This is a genomic window from Caulobacter sp. UNC279MFTsu5.1, from assembly GCF_900114015.1.
Classification (GTDB): Bacteria; Pseudomonadota; Alphaproteobacteria; order Caulobacterales; family Caulobacteraceae; genus Caulobacter.
This window is the reverse complement of sequence record NZ_FORN01000030.1, coordinates 35,127-54,430: the sequence shown is the minus strand read 5'-3', so window position 1 is coordinate 54,430 and position 19,304 is coordinate 35,127. Positions and strand designations below refer to the sequence as shown.

The window sequence follows — 19,304 nt, the reverse complement described above, 5'->3', positions numbered from 1 at the left end:
CGCTCCGTGGACGCCGTTTAACGCCCGCAGCAGCCGCCGTGACCGCCCGTGGCCCCGCCGCCATGTCCGCCGCGCGACACCGTCACGCTGGTCGACGAACTGGCGCTGGAACTGGCCCGGGCGCTCGACGCGGCGCTGGCGCCCGACCAGCCGCCGGCGTAGCCCCCCGAATAGCCTGATCGGCCATAGGCCTGGCCGCCCAGCCAGCCGCCGCCGGCCCCGTAGCGGGCGCTGGAATAGCCGTAATAGCCCCCGCCGCCCACGCCGCCGAGCGACTGGGCGTAACCGTCGCCGGCCAGGTAGCTGCCCTGATAGCTCCAGCCCTGGCCTTCCTCGCTATAGCGGCTGGACTCGGACTCGTAGCTTTCCTCCGAGCGCTCGACGCCGCTCTCGGCGTGATCGTAGACCCGGCCGTGTTCGTAATAGTCGCCGTCGCAGTCGCAGCCGCGACGTTCGACCCGCCGCTCCTGGTGCTCGACATAGACCGGCACGCGGACGATCCGCTCGACTGGCACTTCCACGCGCTTTTCGATGATCCGGTCCACGGGGCGATCGACATAGACAGGACGGTCGACCGGAATCTCGACCCGCTTTTCGATGACACGGTCCACCGGACGATCCACATAGACCGGGCGATCCACCGGAACCTCGACCCGCTTCTCCACGATCCGGTCCACGGGCCGGTCGATATAGACGGGACGGTCGACGGGCTTCTCGACGATCTTGACGACCGGAACCTCGACGCGCTTCTCCACGATGCGCTCGACCGGCACTTCCACCCGCTTCTCGACGATGCGGTCCACCGGGCGATCGATGTAGACCGGGCGGTCGACAGGCACCTCGGTGCGCTTCTCGATATAGACCGGCTGCTTGACGATCTTTTCGACATAGACCGGGCGCTCGACGACCCTGACCCGGGTCCTGACCACGGGCTTCGCCGCCGGCTTGGACCTGGCGATGGGGGTGACGCGGGCCGGATAGCCGTCCGCCAGGGCGGTCGTCGCGGCTCCAGCCGCGCCGATCGTCATTGTCGCCGCTCCGATCAGGAGCACTGCCTTCGGGTTCATTCCAAGCGCCTTTCCGACTACGCCGCCCAGCGCCTCCCGACCGTTCCCCCGACGAGCGATCGAAAAGCGTCCCATTCTGGGTCGCGGCGTCCGGTTGGCAGCAAGCGGCGGGCCAGCTCAACCTCCGCTCGTCCCGCCGGGAAGAGCGGGAGGAAAATCAGAGCCCGAACAGCCGCCGGAGCCATTTCGGCACACGCCTGGGTCGCGACGCTTCCTCGACGACCTCGGGCTCGACTTGCTCGTAGCGCTCGTAGCGGGGCTCCGGCGGGCCGTCTCGCGCCACCAGGCCCGCCTTCAGGCCAGCCGTCATCACGTCGCGCCAGATGCGGGCCGGCAGGTCGCCGCCGACCATGCGGCGCATCGGCGAATGGTCGTCGTTGCCGACCCAGACCCCGACCACCAGGTCGCCGGTGAAGCCGACGAACAGGGCGTCGCGATAGTCCTGGGTGGTGCCGGTCTTGCCATAGGCCTTCTGGCCCAGGCGCGCCGCACGGCCGGTGCCCTCCTCGACCACCGCCCCCAGCAGGTCGTAGAGCGCCGCCCGCTCGGCGGTGTCCATGTCGGCGGCGGCGATCGGCGTCGGGCGCGGGCGGCCGTAGGGCTGGACCGGCATCTTGCCCGAGGCGACGGCGGCATAGGCGCCGGTCAGCTCCAGCAGGCTGGTCTCGGCCGTGCCCAGGGCCAGGGTGGCGTCGTCCTCGCGCAGCGGCGAGACGACGCCCAGGTCCCGCGCCGCCCGCACCACCTCGGGACCGCCGGCCTGCTGGTACACCCGCGCGGCGATGACGTTGTTGGACTGGGCGAAGGCGTCGCGGATCGTCAGGTCGCGCCCGCCCCCGCCCTCGTAGTTGCTGGGCGTCCACCCGCCGATCGTGACCGGGTCGCCGATCACCAGGTTGTCGGGCGTGGCCCCGTCGCGCAGGGCGGCCAGGTAGACGAACAGCTTGAAGGCGCTGCCGGGCTGGCGTCTGGCCTGGACAGCGCGGTTGAACGGGGTCTTGCGATAGTTCGTGCCGCCCAGCATGGCCACGACCTGGCCGTCCGGGCGCATGGCGACCACGGCCACCTGGCCGACCTTCGCCCGCGCCGCGCCCTTCATGTCCCTGGCCACGGCGCGCTCGACGATCCGCTGCAGGCGGCTGTCCAGGGTGGTGGGCACGCGCACCTCGCCATAGCCCGGCCCGTCGAAGGCCGACTTGACCTGCGGCGAGATCCAGTCGGCGAAGTAGCCGCCCACCGGCAGGTCGGCCCGGGTGGCGTGCACGGCGACGTGGCCGGCGGCGTCGGCCTGCGGGCGGGTGATCGCCCGGGTCTCGACCATGGCGTCCAGCACCAGCCGGGCCCGCGCGCCGGCCGCCTGGGGATGGTCGACGGGATCCAGGTCGACCGGCGCCTTGACGATCCCCGCCAGCATCGCCGCCTCGCCGATCGACAGCTGCTCGGGCGGCTTGCCGAAATAGTGCCGGGCCGCCGCGCCCAGGCCGTAGACGCCGTCGCCGAAATAGATGCTGGACAGGTAGCGCGACAGGATCTCGTCCTTGGACAGCCTCAGCTCCAGCCACAGGGCGATCATCGCCTCCTGGCCCTTGCGGCGCAGGCTGCGCTCGGGCGTCAGGAAGGCGTTCTTGGCCAGTTGCTGGGTGATCGTGCTGCCGCCCTGGACCGTGCGGTGGGCCCTGGCGTTGGCCAGCAGCGCCCGCGCCGCGCCCTGGAAGTCGATGCCGATGTGCCGGTAGAAGCGGCGGTCCTCGATGGCCACGAACGCCGCCGGCACGTGTCTGGGCAGCGCCTCGATGACCACCGGCGCTTCCTTGTAGGCGCCGCGCCGGGCGAAGGGCCGGCCCTGGTTGTCCAGCAGGATCAGGGCGCGGCTGGGCAAGGGCTCCAGGGCGCGCGAGATCGGCAGGCTGGACCCCAGCCAGACCAGCAGAACCGCCAGCGGCAGCAGCGCTCCGATCCCGGCCCCCAACCACAGCCGATGGCGCGAGACGAAACCGCGCGACGCCGTCCAGGCGGCCGCCAGCCCTGTCTTCGCCTCCTGCGGGATCATCAGCGACGCGCCTCCGCGACCTCGAGCGCCGCTCAAGCCTGCACAACGGCCTAGCAGGATCGCGGTTCACCGTGTCGGGATGTTGGCGGGACGGAACGCTCCCGCCCAAGCGCCCCCGCCCTCACGCCAGCGGCATGAAGGCGTCGACCTTGTCGAGCGCCGCCAGCGGCGCCTGGATGCGGCAGCGCAGCCCCTCGGGGCGATAGTCGAGGTCCACCTCGCCGCCCAGTTCGTTGGGCAGGGCCAGTTCGACGATCCGCGAGCCGAAGCCGCGCCGCTCGGGCGGGCGGACGGGCGGGCCGCCCTGCTCGGTCCAGGTGATGTCCAGGTGGCCGCCGCCCGCCACCGCCCAACCGATGTCGACACGGCCGCCGGTCGCCGACAGGGCTCCGTACTTCAGGGCGTTGATCGCCAGTTCGTGGAAGGCCAGGGCCAGCACCACGGCCGGCTTGGGCGAGACCATCAGGTCCTCGCCGCTGATGGTCAGCTGGCCGGGATGGCTGCGATAGGGCGTGACCGAACCGTCGATGATCTGGCGCAGGCTGGCGGCCGACCAGTTCTCGTCGGTCAGCACGTTGTGGGTGGCGGCGATCGCCATCAGCCGACCTTCGAACGCGCCGCGCACCGCCAGGTCGACGCCGGCGTTGCGCAGCGACTGGCTGGCGATCGACTGGATGGTGGCCAGGGTGTTCTTGACCCGGTGGTTCAGCTCGTTGACCAGCAGCTGCCGCTGGGCTTCGGAGCGCATCTCGCCGGTGACGTCGCGCGAGGTGGCCAGGACCCGGATCACCCGGCCCTTGTCGAGAATGGGCGAGACCGTGGTGTCCCACCAGCGGGGGTCGCCCTTGGCGGTGGGGCAGACGGCGCGGAAGGCGGCGGCCTCGCCGGCCAGGGCGGTTCGCAGCGCCTGCTCGACGGCGGCCCGGCTTTCGGAGGGCCACATGTCGGGCCAGTAGCGGTTGCGGTTGCGGCCCGCGAAGTCCTCGATCTCGAACAGCGCCTGGCCGCGGGCGTTCATGTATTCGACGAAGCCTTCGGAACTGATCACCCGGATGCAGTCGCGGCTGGCTTCCACGATGCTGAGGAAGTACGCGCCGGCGCCCTCCAGAACGGCCTTGTCCGATCCCTCGCCCGCCACCAGGGCCTCCTTGCTGGAGCCCATGTTCACCGAGCCGCGCAGCAATTCAAGCGAAGCGTGTATCTTGGGGACGTGTTGGCGAGGAAAGGCGCGATCCACCCCGCCGGATCAGCCCGGCAGTTCTTCGCGGCTGGCTTCCAGCATGCCGACCAGGGCCGCCGACAGGCGCGAGGTCTGGGCCATGCGACGCAGCGCCTCGCGGGCGTGATCGCTGTCGGCGAGCTCGGCTTGCCGCTCGAGACGCTCGGCTTCGTTCAGATGATCGTTTTGGTCGGGCATAGTGGATATTTACGAGAAATGAACGCGCGCAACCATGTGACCACTGGTCGCAGAACATTGGTATTATAATATAAAATCAAGAGCTTACCCGGTACCGGTCCCAAAACTGAAAACGGCCCCGGGTCATTCCTGACCCGGGGCCGTCGTCCTGTTCCCCAACAGGACGGCGTCGCGCGCTACCAGAACCCGGCGCGGCGGCGTCGCCTCAAAAACCGATGCCCTGTTTTCGCCGAACGACCGGGCGGGCACAACGTGACGGCCTGTCGCAGGACATGACGACGCGTCACGAGACGGAACTCTACTAAAAGACGCTAGCCAAGTTATGACACCGGTATCATAACTGACGCCAATACCGCGCCGATCAACGGCGCCAGGGGTTTCGGCAAGGACCGACCGGGAGGACGACCAGGATCGAGGGGGGACCGAAGGCCCTCCTGCTCCTCTCCCGGCCAGCACGCCGCGTCCTTGCGCCGCGGGGTTCGACGTGAAAGTCCCCAGGGAGAGCACCATCACCATGCCGCTGAGCCCCTTCACCCGCCGCCGCCTGCTGGCGACGACCACCGCCGCCTTCGCCGCCGCGGCGGCCATGGCCCCGCTGAAGGCCTTGGCTCAAGGCGCTGCGCCGTCCAGGGACCAGGTCCTGGCGACGATGAGGAAGGCTACGACCTTCATGGCCGAGAAGGCCGCCTACGAGGGCGGCTATGTCTGGAGCTACCTGCCCGATTTCTCGCGCCGGTTCGGCGAGATGGAGGCCTTCCCGACCATGATCTGGGTGCAGCCGCCCGGCACGGCGACCATGGGCCATCTGTTCCTCGACGCCTACCACGCCACCGGCGACGACTATTACTACGACGCGGCCAAGAAGGCGGCCCAAGCGCTGATCAAGATCCAGCACCCGGCCGGCGGCTGGAACTACATGGGCGACCTGGCCGGGCCGGAGTCGCTGAAGAAATGGTACGACACCATCGGCCGGAACGGCTGGCGACTGGAGGAATTCCAGCACTACTACGGCAACGCCACGTTCGACGACGAGGGCACCGCCGAGAGCTGCCAGCTGATGCTGCGCATCTACCTTGAGAAGAAGGACAAGGCCTTCAAGCCGGCCCTGGACAAGGCCATCCAGTTCGTCCTCGACGCCCAGTATCCGAACGGCGGCTGGCCGCAGCGCTTCCCGCTGTCGGGCGGCTTCGAGAACAAGGGCCACCCCGACTACACCGGCTACATCACCTTCAACGACGGCGTGGTCGACGAGAACATCAAGTTCCTGCTCATGGTCTGGCAGGCCCTGGGCGACAGGCGCGTGCTGGACCCGATCCGGCGCGCCATGGACATCTACATCGCCGCCCACCAGCCCATGCCGCAGCCCGGCTGGGGCCTGCAGCACACGGTCGCCGACCTCAAGCCCGCCGGCGCGCGCACCTACGAGCCCAAGGCCTTCGCCAGCCACACCACGGCCGGCAACCTCGAAAACCTGATGGACTACTACCAGCTGACGGGCGACCCGAAGTACCTGGACCGCATCCCCGAGACCCTCGACTGGCTGGCCGCCCTGAAGCTCGACGACAAGATCGCCCCCGGCAGGCCGCGCTACCCGACCTTCATCGAGATCGGCACCAACGAACCGCTGTACGTGCACCGCCGCGGGTCCAACGTGTTCAACGGTGAGTACTTCGTCGACAAGCACTGGGAGAACACCATCGTCCACTACTCGTCGTTCCGCGCGGTCAATATCGACAAGCTGCGCAAGCGCTACGAGACGCTGAAGGCGACGCCGCCAGAAGTCGCCAGCAAGGACTCGCCGCTGAAGGCCAAGGGCGGCGGCCGCCCGCTGCCGCGCTACTTCACCACCAAGGACCTCTCGGTGTCCGACCTCAATGTCGGGGCCCTGAAGGCCGCCGAGGGCGCGACCTCACCGGCCCAGGCCGCCCAGTTGATGTCCGAACTGAACGCCGAGGGCTGGTGGCCCACGCCGATGAAAGCGGTCAGCAACCCCTATATCGGCGACGGCTCGATGACCGTCACCCCGGGCGAGTTCTCGCAGACTCGCGTCGGCGATCCCACCGACACCTCGCCCTACCTCGCCGACGTGCCCAAGCCGGGCATCTCGACCGGCGCCTATATCGAGAACATGGCGGCCCTGATCCGCTACGTGACGGCTTAGGGTCGAGACGCCCCCAGCCTTCCCAGCGACCGGCGCCTTCATCCGCGCGGGGACCGCGCCGCCTTGATCGCCTTCTCCAGCGCCGCCCACCGGGCTTCGAACCCTTCCGTCGCCGCCATCTCCTCGGCGTCCAGCGCGGACCGCCGCTCGGCGAACCCCAGTTCCGAGGCCTCCGCCTCGTCCTCGACGGCCTCAAGCTCGGCCTGCAGGGCCGCCAGCTTCGCCGCCCGCGCGGTCTCCGCCTTGGTCGGCTTGCGCCGCGCCTTGGCGGGCAGCGCCTTCAGCGCCGCGCCCAGGCCGCCGGCCGGGGTGGTGATCACGGTCTCCGGCGCGTCGAGGGCGGCCTCGCGGGCCCGGCCTTCGGCGACCTCGCGCGCCGTACCGTCCTTGAACAGGTCGCGGCCGACGTCCCAGGCCTCCAGCGCCTTGGCGCGCGAGGTCGTCGCCACGGTGTAGTCGTGGAGGCCGTCGGACCAGGAAAACACCTTGAGCTTGCGCGCCATGCGCTTCGAACGGACGGATTGTTCGGCCTGTTCCGAAGGTTGGCCTTAGGAACCTGACGCCCAGGCGACGGATTTTTCCTTCCACAGCGGATGGAGGACGACATGCCCCAGGGCGACAAGTCGAAATACACCGACAAGCAGGAACGCAAGGCCGACCACATCGCCGACGGCTATGAAAAGCGCGGGGTCTCCGAGAAGGAGGCCGAACGACGGGCCTGGGCGACGGTCAACAAGGACGACGGCGGCGGCAAGAAGCCCGGCGGCTCGGGCCGAGGCAAGGACACCGGCCATCCGGCGGCCCACAAGGGCGGCGAGAAGGGCGGCAAGGCCGCGGCCTCGCGCACGGCGGCCGAACGCTCGGCCTCGGCCAGGAAGGTGGCCGCGACCCGCAAGCGCAACGCCGAACACCACGCGCATCACTGATCGGACCGACCACGCACGGCCTTGAGTGGGTGGACCCGCCGGAAGGACCCGCCCTTACGACTTCCGCAGATCCATCCCCAGCGTCGGCCCGATGCCTTCCGGATGCTCGCCGAACGGATTGGACGACCGCCGCTTGGCCGCCGCCTCCAGCTTGCGGCGCAGGGCGTCGTCCAGCGCCAGCTCGGGCTTGGGCACGGGGTCGTCCTCGTCGACCGGCTCGTCGACGATCGAGGCCGACAGCACCTGGCGCAGCCGGTCGCCGAAGCGGGCGTCCTCGGGCGTGCCCGGCGCGGGCGGATCGGCCAGGAACGCCAGGACCTCCTCCAGGGCGGTGTCGTTGTCCACGCGGTCGGTCATGAGGTCTCTCCGGGCCGAGTTTCACCGCGTGAGGAACGGCCCTGGCCCCATGGCGGTTGCCGAACACCGCCCGCCGGCCCTAGACAGGCCCACCCACCTCTCTGGACGCCCGACCATGGCCTGGACCCGCCTCTACGACGAAGCCGAGCCGCAGCGCGTCAATCGCTGGCTGGCCCAGAACGGCGTCTGCTCGCGACGGGAGGCCGAGGCCCTGATCAGCCAGGGCCTGGTGTCGATCGACGGCCAGCGGGTCGACGACGTCGGCCGCAAGATCGAACCCGGCCAGACCCTGGTGCTGTCCGATCGCGCCCAGGCCCAGCTCGACGGCGCCCTGACGGTGATGATCCACAAGCCCGTCGGGATCGTCTCGTCGCAGCCCGATCCGGGTCAGGTCCCGGCCGTGCGCCTGCTGACCCGCGAGGCCCTGGTCGGCGCCAGCCCGGTCATCCCCGGCTTCGACAACAAGCTGGCCCCGGTCGGGCGGCTGGACATGGATTCGCGCGGCCTGCTGATCCTTTCGGAAGACGGGGTGGTGGCCAAGGCGGTGATCGGCCCGGCCTCGGAACTGGAGAAGGAGTATCTGGTCTGGGTCGACGGCTGGATCACCGACGAGAAGCTGGCCCTGCTGCGCCACGGCCTGGCGCTGGACGAGCGCCAGCTGCGGCCCGCCCAGGTCGAGGTCGTCGGCCGCCAGCAGCTGCGGTTCGTGCTCAAGGAAGGCCGCAACCGCCAGATCCGGCGGATGTGCGAACTGGTCGAGCTGACCGTCGTCGACCTGCTGCGGATCCGGATCGGCGACCTGGTCCTGGGCGACCTGCCCGAGGGCCGCTGGCGGCCGCTGACCGCCGCCGAGCGGTCCAGCCTGGTCAACCCCGCCGCCCCGACAAACCCGCGTTGACCACACTCAAGGGCGGGGGCAGGGTCGCAATACCTCTTGGGAGATCGGGCCGGGAGGCTTAAGTCCGTCGCCTGTTCCTTTCGGCCCGTCGCCTTCAGTCCAACAGCCATGATCGCCATCACGCCCGCCATTGCCCGTCCGGTCCGCAAGAAGAACCGCAACCGCCACCGCAAGCCGGTGCGCGCGCTGCGGACCATCCTGCCGGCCATCGCCATCGGCACGGCGGTGGCGATCGTCGGCCAGGGCGTGATCCGCGCCATAGAGGTCAAGGCCGCCCCGCCCGCCGCCGCCGCGCCCCTGCGCATGGACAATCCGCGCTTCACCGGCACGCTGAAGGACGGACGCGCCTTCCTGATCACCGCCACCTCGGCGACGCGCGACCTGAACAACGCCGACCAGGTGTTCCTGAAGAACCCGCAGCTGACCCGCGGCTACGGCTCGGACAAGCCCACCCACGTGGTCTCCAAGGACGGGGCCTACCAGGAGGAGAAGGGCTCGCTGCTGCTGACCGGCGACGTCAAGATCGACGACGGCCAGGGCTACAAGTTCGCCTCGCAGAAGGCGCTGATCGACACCCGCACCGGCGACCTAGTCGGCGGGGCCGCGGTCGAGGGCGCCGGCCCGAACAACGGCGCCATCCGGGCCGACAGCTATTCGGTCAGCGACAAGGGCGACCGGGTGCTGTTCAAGGGCCGGGTGCGCACGCGCCTTACGCCGCAACAGTGATCACCGCCCAGCCGAAGGGACGCGGAGACAGGCCCAGCGTTTGTTTCCTCTACATCGCCCAGACCCACCAGATCCTGCACAGCCTGCCCATCGCCATCGCCCTGGCCGAGGGCTGGCCCGATATCGACGTGCATATCGCCACCACCACCCAGGAGCACCTGGACTATGTGCGGGAGCTGCTCGAGACCCTGAAGGTCCCGCCGATCCCCTCGCGCCTGCTGCCGCCGAAGTGGCTGCGGGACCTGCGGCTGAAGGGCTCGGCCACCCCGCCCAAGGCCCTGATGCTGGCGGCCAACGCCCGCCGACTGGGCCGCTACGACGCCGTGGTCACGCCCGAGCGCACCACGGCCCTGCTGCGCAAGCTGGGGGTCAGGGACACCATGCTGGTCTACACCCAGCATGGCGCGGGCGACCGCGGCGGACCGTTCGAGCCGCGCCTCAAGCAGTTCGACCTGGTGATGGCGGCCGGTCCCAAGCAACGCGACCGGATGCTGGCCGAGGGCTGGGTCACGCCCCGGACCTGCGCCATGATCGGCTACCCCAAGTTCGACATCATCGACGCCCTGCCGCCCTCGCCCTTGCCGGCGTTCGACCGAGCCAGGCCGGTGGTGCTGTACAATCCGCACTTCCACCCCGTCCTGGGCTCCTGGCCGCGCTGGGGACGGCGGATCCTCGAGCAATTCGCGGCGGACGAGCGTTACAATCTGATCTTCGCCCCCCATATCCGCCTCTTCGAAGGCGCGGCCCCCGGGACGATCGAGGCTTTGGCGCCGTTCGTCGACCACCCGCGCATCCACCTCGACCTGGGCGGGCCGGCGGCGATCGACATGACCTACACCCGCGCGGCCGACATCTATCTGGGCGACGTGTCCAGCCAGGTCTACGAGTTCCTGCGCACGCCCAAGCCGTGCCTGTTCCTCAACGCAAGCGGCGCGGCCTGGCGCGGCGACGAGAGCTTCCATCACTGGCGCTATGGCCCCGTGCTCGACGGCGTCGACGGGCTCGTCGACGCCGTCGCCTCCGCGCAGAGCGGACACCCCGACTATGTCGAGGCCCAGGCGCAGGGCTTCGCCGAAAGCTTCGACCTGCGGGAAACCCCTTCCTCGGTCCGCGCCGCCCAGGCGATCGTCGAGCGCCTGTCTCCGAGATCCCGACGCCGCCGATGACCAACGAACCCAATGTTCTGAAGCGGGTCCTGGCCAATGCCGGAACCCTGCTCGGCGGCCGTACGGTCAACGCCGTGGTCGGGCTGGCCTATATCGCCCTGACCGCGCGCGGCCTGGGCAAGGACCTGATGGGCGTGATCGTGCTGATCAACGCCTTCGCCCAGTTCCTGGGCGAGGTCGCCAAGTTCCAGTCCTGGCAGACCCTGCTGCAGTACGGCGCCTCGGCCTTGCTGCAGGGCGACCGCCCGCGCTTCCAGCAGGTGCTGCGGTTCACCCTGATGCTCGACACCCTGGGCGCCGCCGTGGGGGTGACCCTGGGCGTGATCGGCGCCCTGCTGTTCGGGCATTTCCTGGGCTGGCCGGCCGCGCTGTCGCCGGCCGCCGCCTGCTACGCCCTGTCGATCGCGGTGATGGATTCGGCGACCTCGGTCGGCCTGCTGCGCCTGTTCGACCGTTTCCGCTTCCTGGCGGCCGAGCAGGCCGTCAGCTCGACCGTGCGCCTGATCGGCTGCGCCCTGTGCTTCACGCTGCACGCCCCGATCGAGGCCTATCTGGCCGCCTGGGCCGCCGGCACGGTCACGGCCTTCATCTATGTCAACGGCGTGGCCCTGTGGGACCTCAACCGCCGGCAGCTGCTGAAGGACTTTACCTTCCGCGGACCGCTGTCCGAAGGCCTGCCCGGCGTCTGGCGCTTCGCCTGGGCCACCAATTTCAGCGGCACCATCGACACGGCCTTCAGCCAGGTGATCACCCTGGTGGTGGGCTCGGTCCTGGGTCCGGCCCAGGCGGCCATGTGGCGCGTCGGCCGCCAGGTGGCCGACGGCATGGCCAAGCCGGCCAAGCTGCTGGTGCCGGCGCTCTATCCGGAGCTGGCCAAGATGCGCGCCACGGGCGGCGAGGAGGCCATGCGCAAGCTGTCGCGCCAGATCGGCCTGATCGGCGGCGCGGTGGCGGGCGTGCTGCTGCTGGTCTCGATCCTGTTCGGCGACGACGTGCTGACCATCGTGATGGGCAAGCCGTTCGCCGCCGGGGCCGGCATCATGAACTGGCAGGTGGCCGCCGCCGCCATCGGCGTGTTGGCCATGCCGCTGGAGCCGATGCTGGTCTCCCTGGGCAAGGCGGGCCTGGCCCTGCGGGTCCGGGCCGTGGTCTGCGCGGTCTATCTGGCGGCCCTGGTCCCGTTGATCCGGGCCGCGGGCCTGAACGGGGCCGGCGCGGCCCTGGTCGCCGTCGCCGCCGCCCTGGCGATCGGCATGTATCTGGCGCTCCGCCGAAGCCTGGCGGCCGAAACGGCCCGCTCCAGGGATGAACAAACTTGCGCCGAAGGTCAAAACGGCGCCAAAGGCCTCTCGCAATGATGACTCCGACGTCCCCCTCGCGAACCGTGAGATTCGCCGATTTCCCCACCCTGACGGCCGCGCTCGATTTCGCCGCGACCGGCGAAACCGGGATCAACCTCTACTCGTTGCGCGGCGAACTGGTCGAGGCCCTGTCCTACGCCAGGCTGCGCGAACAGGCCTTGGACCTGGCGCCGCGCCTGCTGGCCACCGGCGCCAAGCCGGGCGACAGCGTCGGCCTGGTCGCCGACACCGAGGCCGACTTCGTCCGCGCCTTCTTCGCCTGCCAGTACGCCGGCCTGGTCCCCGCGCCGCTGCCCCTGCCCGCTCCGCTGGGCGGCCGGGAAGCCTATGTCGAGCAGATCGCCCGCATGCTGGCCTCGGCCCACGCCAAGCTGCTGGTCGGTCCGACCGGCATGAAGGACTGGGTGGCCGAGATCGCCGCCAAGACGCCGCTGAACTTCGCCGGCGCGCTGGCCGACCTGCCCCAAAGCCAGGACCACGCCCTGCCCGAGGTCGCTCCGGACAACACCTGCTATCTGCAGTTCTCGTCGGGCAGCACGCGCTTCCCGACCGGGGTTCTGGTCACCCACCGGGCCTTGATGGCCAACGCCGTGGCCATCACCCGCGACGGCCTGCAGGTGCTGCCGACCGACCGCGCCGTCTCGTGGCTGCCGCTCTATCACGACATGGGCCTGATCGGGTTCCTGCTGAGCCCGATGACCAGCCAGATGTCGGTCGACCTGCTGCCCACCGGCGCCTTCGTGCGCCGGCCGCTGCTGTGGCTGGACCTGATCACCAAGAACGGCGGCACCATCTCCTACAGCCCGACCTTCGGCTACGAGCTGTGCGCCCGCCGCGCCGAGGTGGCGTCGATCGAGCACCTCGACCTTTCCAAATGGCGCAGCGCCGGCCTGGGCGGCGACATGATCCGCACCGGCCCCTTGCGCGCCTTCGCCGAGCGGTTCGCCGGCGTCGGCTTCTCGGACAAGGCCTTCGTGGCCAGCTACGGCATGGCCGAGGCGACCCTGGCCCTGTCGATGGCCCCGCTGGGCGGCGGCCTGAAGACCGAGCGCCTGGACGTCGAGCGGCTGGAGCAGCACGAGGCCGTCCTCACGGAAGACGCCGAGCGCTCGCGCGAGTTCGCCCGCAACGGCCCGGCCCTGCCCGGCCACGAGCTGGAAGTGCGCGACGAGAACGGCGCCGTCCTGCCCGAGCGGGGCGTGGGCCGCATCTACGCCCGCGGCCCCAGCCTGATGCGGGAATATTTCGAGCAGCCGCAAGAGACCGCTCGTGTGCTGTCGGCGGACGGCTGGCTGGACACCGGCGACCTGGGCTACCTGGTCGAGGGCGAGATCGTCATCACCGGCCGCGGCAAGGACCTGATCATCCTCAACGGCCGCAACATCTGGCCGCAGGACCTGGAATGGACCGCCGAGGCCGAGGTCGAGAGCCTGCGCAGCGGCGACGTGGCGGCCTTTTCGGTCCCCGGCGACGGCGAGGAGACGGTGATGGTGCTGGTCCAGGCGCGCGGCGGCGACGCCGAGACCCGCGCGGCCCTGGTCGAGAAGATCGCCGGCGTCCTGCGCCTGCGACACCAGGTCGAGGCCCAGGTCCAACTGGTCGGCGCCCACGCCCTGCCCCAGACCTCGTCGGGCAAGCTCAGCCGCTCCAAGGCCAAGGCCGCCTATCTGGCCGGCGCCTATGGCGAGCGCGCCTGACATGAGCGAGGCCCGGACGGGCCCGGTGGTCGCCGTCACCGGCGCCACGGGGTTCCTGGGCCGTCGCCTGGTCAGGGCCCTGGCCGAACAGGGGCGGACCGTCCGGGTCCTGGCCCGGCGCGACGTCGCCGATCCGGCCTGGTCGGGCCTGGAACCCCAGCTGGTGATCGGCGACCTGGCCCAGGCCGGCGCGCTGGCCGCGCTGTGCGACGGCGCCGAGGCGGTCGTCCACGTGGCCGGCCTGATCAAGGCCCGGGACCGCGCCGCCTTCGACCGAGCCAATGTCGAGGGCTCGCGCCGAGTCGCCAAGGCGGCCAAGGCCGCCGGGGCGCGACTCATCCTGGTCTCCAGCCTGGCCGCCCGCGAGCCGCAATTGTCCGACTACGCCGGCAGCAAGCGTGGCGGAGAAGACGCAGCCCGCGAAATTCTTGGCGGTGATCTGACCATTGTCCGCCCGCCGGCCATCTACGGCCCCGGCGACGTCGAGACGCTCAGACTGTTCAAAATGGCTTCAGAATCGGCCTTTTTGCCGGTTTTGAGCCCCAAAACCCGCATGGCCTGGATCCATGTCGACGACGCCGCCGCACGGATCGCGGACTTGGTCAAAACGCCGCGTCTCGGCCTGCTCAGCTTGTCTGACGACCGCCCGGAAGGTTATGGCTGGGTCGAACTCATGCAGGCCGCGTCCGAAGCGGTGGGCGCGTCGCCAAGGCTGGTCCGGGTTCCCTCCGGGGCGATCAAAGCTTTGGCGGTGTTGTCAAAATGGGCTTCGGTCGTCACCGGGAAGGACACAATTCTCACCCCGGGCAAGGCTCGGGAGTTGCTTCACGCCGATTGGAGCCTATCTAGCAACGATCCGATTCCGGACTTTCCTCCCGTGAGATACCCTCTCCGGGCGGGATTCGCGCAAAGCGTGCGCTGGTATCGTTCGGAAGGTTGGTTGAAGGATAAAAAGTCTCAAAAATAGCCAAATACGGCGATTTTCCGTCGAGACGGCTGTTACAATTCGGTTATGTAGGACATTGGTCGGGGATATCGTCGCGTCGATGGAAGCTGTTACGGATCTCACTTTGCGTGAAATCGGCTTGGCTACGAGCAAGGTGCTCGGGCGCTCTGTCGATGTGGCTAACGACACCCATATCGGCCGTGATCTGGCCGTCGATTCCTTGGCCTTGATGAACATCATCATGGAGCTCGAAGACACCTTCGACATCTCCATTCCTCTGGATCGCCTGGCTTCGGTGGAAACCGCCGGAGACCTTGCTTCCCTGATTAAAGACCTTCGGAATAGGGCCTAAGCCATGGGGCTGTTCGACAAGCACCTCGCGTATCGCGACGCCTACAACGCGATCCGGCAAGCCGGCGCCGATCCCTTCAGCGTGCGTTTCGACGCCGTCGTCTCGCCCACGGAGGGCGTGATCAACGGCAAGCGCACCATCCTGCTGGGCACCAACAACTATCTGGGCCTGACCTTCGACGAGCAGGCGATCGCCTCGTCGGTCAAGGCCGTCCAGGAGCGCGGCACCGGCACCACCGGTTCGCGCATCGCCAACGGCAGCTTCGAGGCCCACGTCGAGCTCGAAGAAGCCCTGGCCAAGTTCTACAATCGCAAGCACGCCATGGTGTTCACCACCGGCTACCAGGCCAATCTGGGCGTGCTGTCGACCCTGGTCGGCCGCGGCGACCACCTGATCCTGGACGCCGACAGCCACGCCTCGATCTATGACGGCGCGCGCCTGGGCCATGCCGAGGTCATCCGCTTCCGCCACAACGATCCGGAAGACCTGTACAAGCGCCTGCGCCGCATGAAGGACGTTCCGGGCGAGCGCCTGATCGTCGTCGAAGGCATCTATTCGATGATCGGCGACACCGCGCCGCTCAAGGAAATCGCCGCCGTGAAGCGCGAGCTGGGCGGCTACCTGCTGGTCGACGAAGCCCACTCGATGGGCGTGCTGGGCGAGCACGGCCGCGGCCTGGCCGAGGCGGCCGGCGTCGAGGCCGACGTCGACTTCGTGGTCGGCACCTTCTCCAAGAGCCTGGGCGCCATCGGCGGATTCTGCGTCTCGGACATGGACGACTTCGACGTCATGCGCGTCACCTGCCGTCCGTACATGTTCACCGCCTCGCTGCCGCCGGCCGTGGTCTCCTCGACCGTGACCGCCCTGCGCCGCCTGGAGGAACAGCCCGAGCTGCGTCACAAGCTGATGGCCAACGCCCGCCGCCTGTACGACGGCCTGTCGGCCATGGGCTACATCACCGGCCCGACGTCCAGCCCGATCGTGGCGATCACCATGCCCGACACCGAGCGCGCGATCGGCATGTGGAACGCCCTGCTGCAGAACGGCGTCTATCTGAACCTGGCCCTGCCGCCGGCCACGCCGGACAGCCGCCCGCTGCTGCGCACCAGCGTCAGCGCCGCCCACAGCTTCGAGCAGATCGACCAGGTTCTGGCCGTGTTCGCCGAGATCGGCGCGGCCATGGGCCTGATCGAAGCCCCGCTGAAGCGCGTCTCGGCTTAAGGCCGCTCCCATCGCCGAAATTGGAAAGGCCTGAGGGAAACCTCAGGCCTTTCCTGCTTTGTGGACCTTGTTCTGGGCCTGGCGTTGCCGCCACAACCGCCAGAGCACGCCGGGGGCGGCCAGCACCGGGTGGCGCTCGCGCCACGGCGTCAGGGCCACCGGCATGCCGGTGTGGCGCTCGATCTTCCAGGCGGCGTAGCGCGCCGCCCCGTCGAAGGTGAAAGCCGCCTTGATCAGGCGGGCGTAGTTCAACGGCCGCCCCATCCGCCGGCGCAGGCGCCAGGCGGCCTGGATCCGCCGGCGCTGGCCCTCGTCCAGGGCGGGCTGGACGGAGCCTTCGGCCTCGATGTCCAGAAGCCCTTCCTCATGCCAGCATGCGACCAGCAGGCGATGGTAGCGATCGACGTCGAACGACAGGATCGAGCGCTCGCGCCCGCCCTTCTCGACGCGGAACTCGGCCGCGTAGGTTTCCTGGAACAGCGCCGACCAGTAGGCCGCCGGCGGCCCCTCCGGCGGACCCAGGGCGGCGGCGAAGCGGGCGGCGGTGCGGGCCGCGTCGGCCACGGCCTCGACCACCTGGCCGGCGACCGCCGGACTGGCGCTCCAGACCAGTCCGGCCGGTTGGACGAAACGGGCCCAGATGGTGGTGTCTACCCCCTGCCCGCGCGTCGCCGCCTGGAACTGGGCCAGGGTCATGGTCGCCACCTTGGCCCGCAGCACCTGGCCGTCCAATTCCATCTCGTGATAGCTGACGTCGGGCCACAGCAGGCGGGTGGCCAGGCCGCGCAGGCCGGGGCGCACGCGCTGGGTCAGCACATAGAAGTCCAGCACCCCGTCCAGGTCGCCGGTGCGCAGGATCGAGCCGTAGAACAGCACCGCCAGCGGCGCCTCGAATCGGTCCAGCAGCCGGGTCGCGAAAGCGACGGCCTGCGGCGGGGCGGGCGCCAGAAGCTCCTCGCCCACTAGGCTGGCGACGGCCCCGGTCATGCGGCCAGGAACCTCAGGGTCGGCCCCAGGACCACGGTCACCCCGCCCGCGCCGTCATAGACGTCGCCGTCGACCACCAGGGGCTGGTCGGTGGTGATCCGCAGCCGCGAAGCGTCGCCGCGCCGGTAGCCGTGGCGACCGGACCAGGCCGTTTCCTTGCCGGCCAGCAGGGCCGGAAACGCGCCTGGCAGCCCCTGGGGCGGGGCGTCGACGTCCAGGAACTTCAACCCTTCGCGCGGCGGGCCGAACGGCTTGACCCCGAACGGCAGGCGCTTGAGCGTGGTGGCCAGGACCAGGAAGCGGTCGGCGGTGCGGGTCTCCTCGCCGTCGATGGCCAGGCACAGCGGCACCCCGGCCCGCCACTGGTCGCGCTTGCCGCCCATCACCGTGCCGATCAGAGCGCCCAGAACGCTCATCGCCACCGCGATGCTGTGGAAGGCGCCGGTCTTGTGGACGGTCTGGGCCAGGCTGGTGGCGCGCACGAAGGCGCCCAGACCGAAAACGAAGCCGCGCAGGCTGGGCCGCCCGTCGTCCCAGCGCACCTCCAGCGGCGCGCGGTGCTTGATCACCGCCTGGTCGGACTTGGCGGCGGCGAGCGCCTTGGTCAGGGTCCAGTCGCGCGGCACCCCCAGGTCGATGGCCAGGACGTTGGTCTTGCCAGACGGGATCAGGGCGACCAGCGGCATGGCCTCGCCGAAGATCGTCGCCGCCCGGCTGAGCACATCGCGGATGGTGCCGTCGCCGCCGTCGATCACCAGCAGCTTGACGCCGCACTGGGCGAAGGCCTGCAGGTCCTGCTCCAGCGCCTCGGGCGTGGCCGGCTCGACCAGCAGGACCGCGTCGGGCGTCGATTGCTCATCTGAACGCCCGATATTGCCGTGGCTCATCGGATTGCGGACGACGCCTACTCGCATCAGCGCGACAACCAGGAAACGACGGCTCCCTTCGGAGCCGCCAGGCCTTGCAGGATCTGCGCGGCGTGCACGATCAGGCAGATCGCCGTCCAGATCGCCACCGCCAGGAACCCGATGTCGGGACGACCGACCAGAACCGCAAGGGTCAGCAGGATCAGGTTGGGGTTGCGGCGGGCGGTGATCAGCCGGAAGAAGCTGTCGAACGGCCGCCAGGCGTGCATCTCGACCTTGAACAGCGCCAGGAAGATCCCCTCCTCCACACGCTGCAGCACGTAGCCACCGACGATGACCGCCAGGGCCAGCTGGCCGTGCGGCATGGTGAACCCCGCCGCCCCGACGCCGACATACCAGGCCCACCACCAGAACGGCGGATGCACCAGGTCTATGCCGTGGTCGAAGACGTTGCCCCACTTGGACGAGGTCAGGGTCACCCGCGCCAGCTTGCCGTCGACGGTGTCGAGGAAGGTCATGATCCAGGCGCAGACCAGGCCCCAGCCCCATTGGCCGGTCCAGAACAGACCGAAGGCCGCCAGCACCAGCAGGAAACCGATCAGGGTCACCTGGTTGGGGGTCATTTTCGCCAGGGCGCACCAGCGGGTGACGATCCGGGCGGGCGTGGGCCAGACGTATTTGGTCACGAGATCCGTGACGCCCTTGTACGAGCCCTGGAACAGGCGCTTCTCGACCGCCACGCGGGTCTCGGGCGTCAGGCGCTCCAGCACCGGCGGCTCGCGCTTGCGCAGGGCGCTGTTGTAGGCCGAGCCCAGCTCCAGCGCCGTCAGGCGGGTGGCGGCCAGGGCCGTGACGTCCTCGCCGGTGTCCAGCCGCACGATGGCCTCGCGGGCTCGCGCCGCCGGGACGTTGACGGCCACCACGCGCCCGGCCTCGTCGACCAGGGCCACGCCTGGACGACCGGCCAGGGCCTTGATCAGCGACTCGTCGAACACCCAGCCCGCGTCGACCACCACCACGTCGCCGGCGATGAAGACGGTCTCGGGCCCGGCCTCGACCAGGCCCAGGCGCCGGTAGATCCGCGACAGCCGCTCGGCGGAGGTCAT

General features: G+C 69.7%; 19 protein-coding genes. 10 read left to right on the top strand and 9 right to left on the bottom strand.

The window, feature by feature from the left end; translation table 11 throughout:
• Window positions 1-17: 17 nt before the first annotated feature.
• The 4 genes from BM066_RS16540 to BM066_RS26510 all read right to left on the bottom strand — a co-directional run bounded on the left by BM066_RS16540 (window position 18) and on the right by BM066_RS26510 (window position 4,534).
• Window positions 18-1,067: an articulin gene (locus BM066_RS16540; protein WP_089929575.1), complete on the bottom strand. Its 1,050-nt coding sequence runs from the start codon at window positions 1,065-1,067 to the stop codon at window positions 18-20.
• Window positions 1,068-1,224: 157 nt separating this feature from the next.
• Window positions 1,225-3,117, bottom strand: a complete 1,893-nt coding sequence (locus BM066_RS16535; RefSeq protein WP_089929573.1) for a transglycosylase domain-containing protein — start codon at window positions 3,115-3,117, stop codon at window positions 1,225-1,227.
• A 121-nt stretch (window positions 3,118-3,238) separates the two neighbouring features.
• The gene (locus BM066_RS16530; protein WP_089929603.1) at window positions 3,239-4,255 is read right to left on the bottom strand and encodes a sensor histidine kinase; all 1,017 of its coding nucleotides are present in this window, start codon (window positions 4,253-4,255) and stop codon (window positions 3,239-3,241) included.
• A gap of 108 nt (window positions 4,256-4,363) precedes the next feature.
• Window positions 4,364-4,534, bottom strand: a complete 171-nt coding sequence (locus BM066_RS26510; RefSeq protein ID WP_018062284.1) for a hypothetical protein — start codon at window positions 4,532-4,534, stop codon at window positions 4,364-4,366.
• 514 nt (window positions 4,535-5,048) lie between these two features.
• On the opposite strand from BM066_RS26510, the gene BM066_RS16520 reads away from it, so the two are divergent.
• Window positions 5,049-6,695 (top strand): pectate lyase, encoded by a 1,647-nt coding sequence (locus tag BM066_RS16520; protein ID WP_018062285.1) that lies wholly within the window; start codon window positions 5,049-5,051, stop codon window positions 6,693-6,695.
• A 38-nt stretch (window positions 6,696-6,733) separates the two neighbouring features.
• Here BM066_RS16520 and BM066_RS16515 read toward each other — a convergent pair whose 3' ends face one another.
• Window positions 6,734-7,198: a hypothetical protein gene (locus BM066_RS16515; RefSeq protein ID WP_018113127.1), complete on the bottom strand. Its 465-nt coding sequence runs from the start codon at window positions 7,196-7,198 to the stop codon at window positions 6,734-6,736.
• 102 nt (window positions 7,199-7,300) lie between these two features.
• On the opposite strand from BM066_RS16515, the gene BM066_RS16510 reads away from it, so the two are divergent.
• A complete protein-coding gene (locus tag BM066_RS16510; RefSeq protein WP_026176590.1) occupies window positions 7,301-7,621 on the top strand; it encodes a hypothetical protein in 321 nt (106 codons plus the stop codon).
• A gap of 54 nt (window positions 7,622-7,675) precedes the next feature.
• On the opposite strand, the gene BM066_RS16505 is transcribed toward BM066_RS16510, so the two are convergent.
• A complete protein-coding gene (locus tag BM066_RS16505) occupies window positions 7,676-7,978 on the bottom strand; it encodes a hypothetical protein (protein ID WP_018062288.1) in 303 nt (100 codons plus the stop codon).
• Between the two features lie 115 nt (window positions 7,979-8,093).
• On the opposite strand from BM066_RS16505, the gene BM066_RS16500 reads away from it, so the two are divergent.
• From BM066_RS16500 to spt, 8 genes are all read left to right on the top strand, one after another.
• Window positions 8,094-8,876, top strand: coding sequence for a pseudouridine synthase (locus tag BM066_RS16500; RefSeq protein WP_018062289.1), 783 nt, complete (start codon window positions 8,094-8,096; stop codon window positions 8,874-8,876).
• Window positions 8,877-8,984: 108 nt separating this feature from the next.
• The gene (lptC, locus tag BM066_RS16495) at window positions 8,985-9,602 is read left to right on the top strand and encodes an LPS export ABC transporter periplasmic protein LptC (RefSeq protein WP_018062290.1); all 618 of its coding nucleotides are present in this window, start codon (window positions 8,985-8,987) and stop codon (window positions 9,600-9,602) included.
• Window positions 9,599-10,768 carry a glycerophosphotransferase gene (locus BM066_RS16490; protein WP_018062291.1) on the top strand — a complete coding sequence of 390 codons (1,170 nt, stop codon included), beginning with the start codon at window positions 9,599-9,601 and terminating at the stop codon, window positions 10,766-10,768. Before lptC ends, BM066_RS16490 begins: the two co-directional genes overlap by 4 nt.
• Complete coding sequence (locus BM066_RS16485; protein WP_018062292.1) at window positions 10,765-12,126, top strand: lipopolysaccharide biosynthesis protein; 1,362 nt, start codon at window positions 10,765-10,767, stop codon at window positions 12,124-12,126. The genes BM066_RS16490 and BM066_RS16485 overlap by 4 nt, the downstream gene beginning before the upstream one ends.
• On the top strand, window positions 12,123-13,826 hold the full coding sequence (locus BM066_RS16480; protein ID WP_026176591.1) for a fatty acyl-AMP ligase: 1,704 nt from the start codon (window positions 12,123-12,125) through the stop codon (window positions 13,824-13,826). The genes BM066_RS16485 and BM066_RS16480 overlap by 4 nt, the downstream gene beginning before the upstream one ends.
• The gene (locus BM066_RS16475) at window positions 13,810-14,793 is read left to right on the top strand and encodes an NAD-dependent epimerase/dehydratase family protein (RefSeq protein WP_018062294.1); all 984 of its coding nucleotides are present in this window, start codon (window positions 13,810-13,812) and stop codon (window positions 14,791-14,793) included. The genes BM066_RS16480 and BM066_RS16475 overlap by 17 nt, the downstream gene beginning before the upstream one ends.
• A gap of 79 nt (window positions 14,794-14,872) precedes the next feature.
• Window positions 14,873-15,124: an acyl carrier protein gene (locus tag BM066_RS16470; protein ID WP_026176593.1), complete on the top strand. Its 252-nt coding sequence runs from the start codon at window positions 14,873-14,875 to the stop codon at window positions 15,122-15,124.
• 3 nt (window positions 15,125-15,127) lie between these two features.
• Complete coding sequence (gene spt / locus BM066_RS16465; RefSeq protein WP_018062296.1) at window positions 15,128-16,345, top strand: serine palmitoyltransferase; 1,218 nt, start codon at window positions 15,128-15,130, stop codon at window positions 16,343-16,345.
• Window positions 16,346-16,387: 42 nt separating this feature from the next.
• Here the strand turns inward: spt and BM066_RS16460 are convergent, their stop codons facing one another.
• The 3 genes from BM066_RS16460 to BM066_RS16450 are packed head-to-tail and all read right to left on the bottom strand — an operon-like array spanning window position 16,388 to window position 19,304.
• Window positions 16,388-17,332: a hypothetical protein gene (locus tag BM066_RS16460; protein WP_018062297.1), complete on the bottom strand. Its 945-nt coding sequence runs from the start codon at window positions 17,330-17,332 to the stop codon at window positions 16,388-16,390.
• On the bottom strand, window positions 17,329-18,246 hold the full coding sequence (locus BM066_RS16455; RefSeq protein ID WP_255367629.1) for a diacylglycerol/lipid kinase family protein: 918 nt from the start codon (window positions 18,244-18,246) through the stop codon (window positions 17,329-17,331). Before BM066_RS16455 ends, BM066_RS16460 begins: the two co-directional genes overlap by 4 nt.
• Window positions 18,246-19,304 carry a CDP-alcohol phosphatidyltransferase family protein gene (locus BM066_RS16450; RefSeq protein WP_255367630.1) on the bottom strand — a complete coding sequence of 353 codons (1,059 nt, stop codon included), beginning with the start codon at window positions 19,302-19,304 and terminating at the stop codon, window positions 18,246-18,248. Before BM066_RS16450 ends, BM066_RS16455 begins: the two co-directional genes overlap by 1 nt.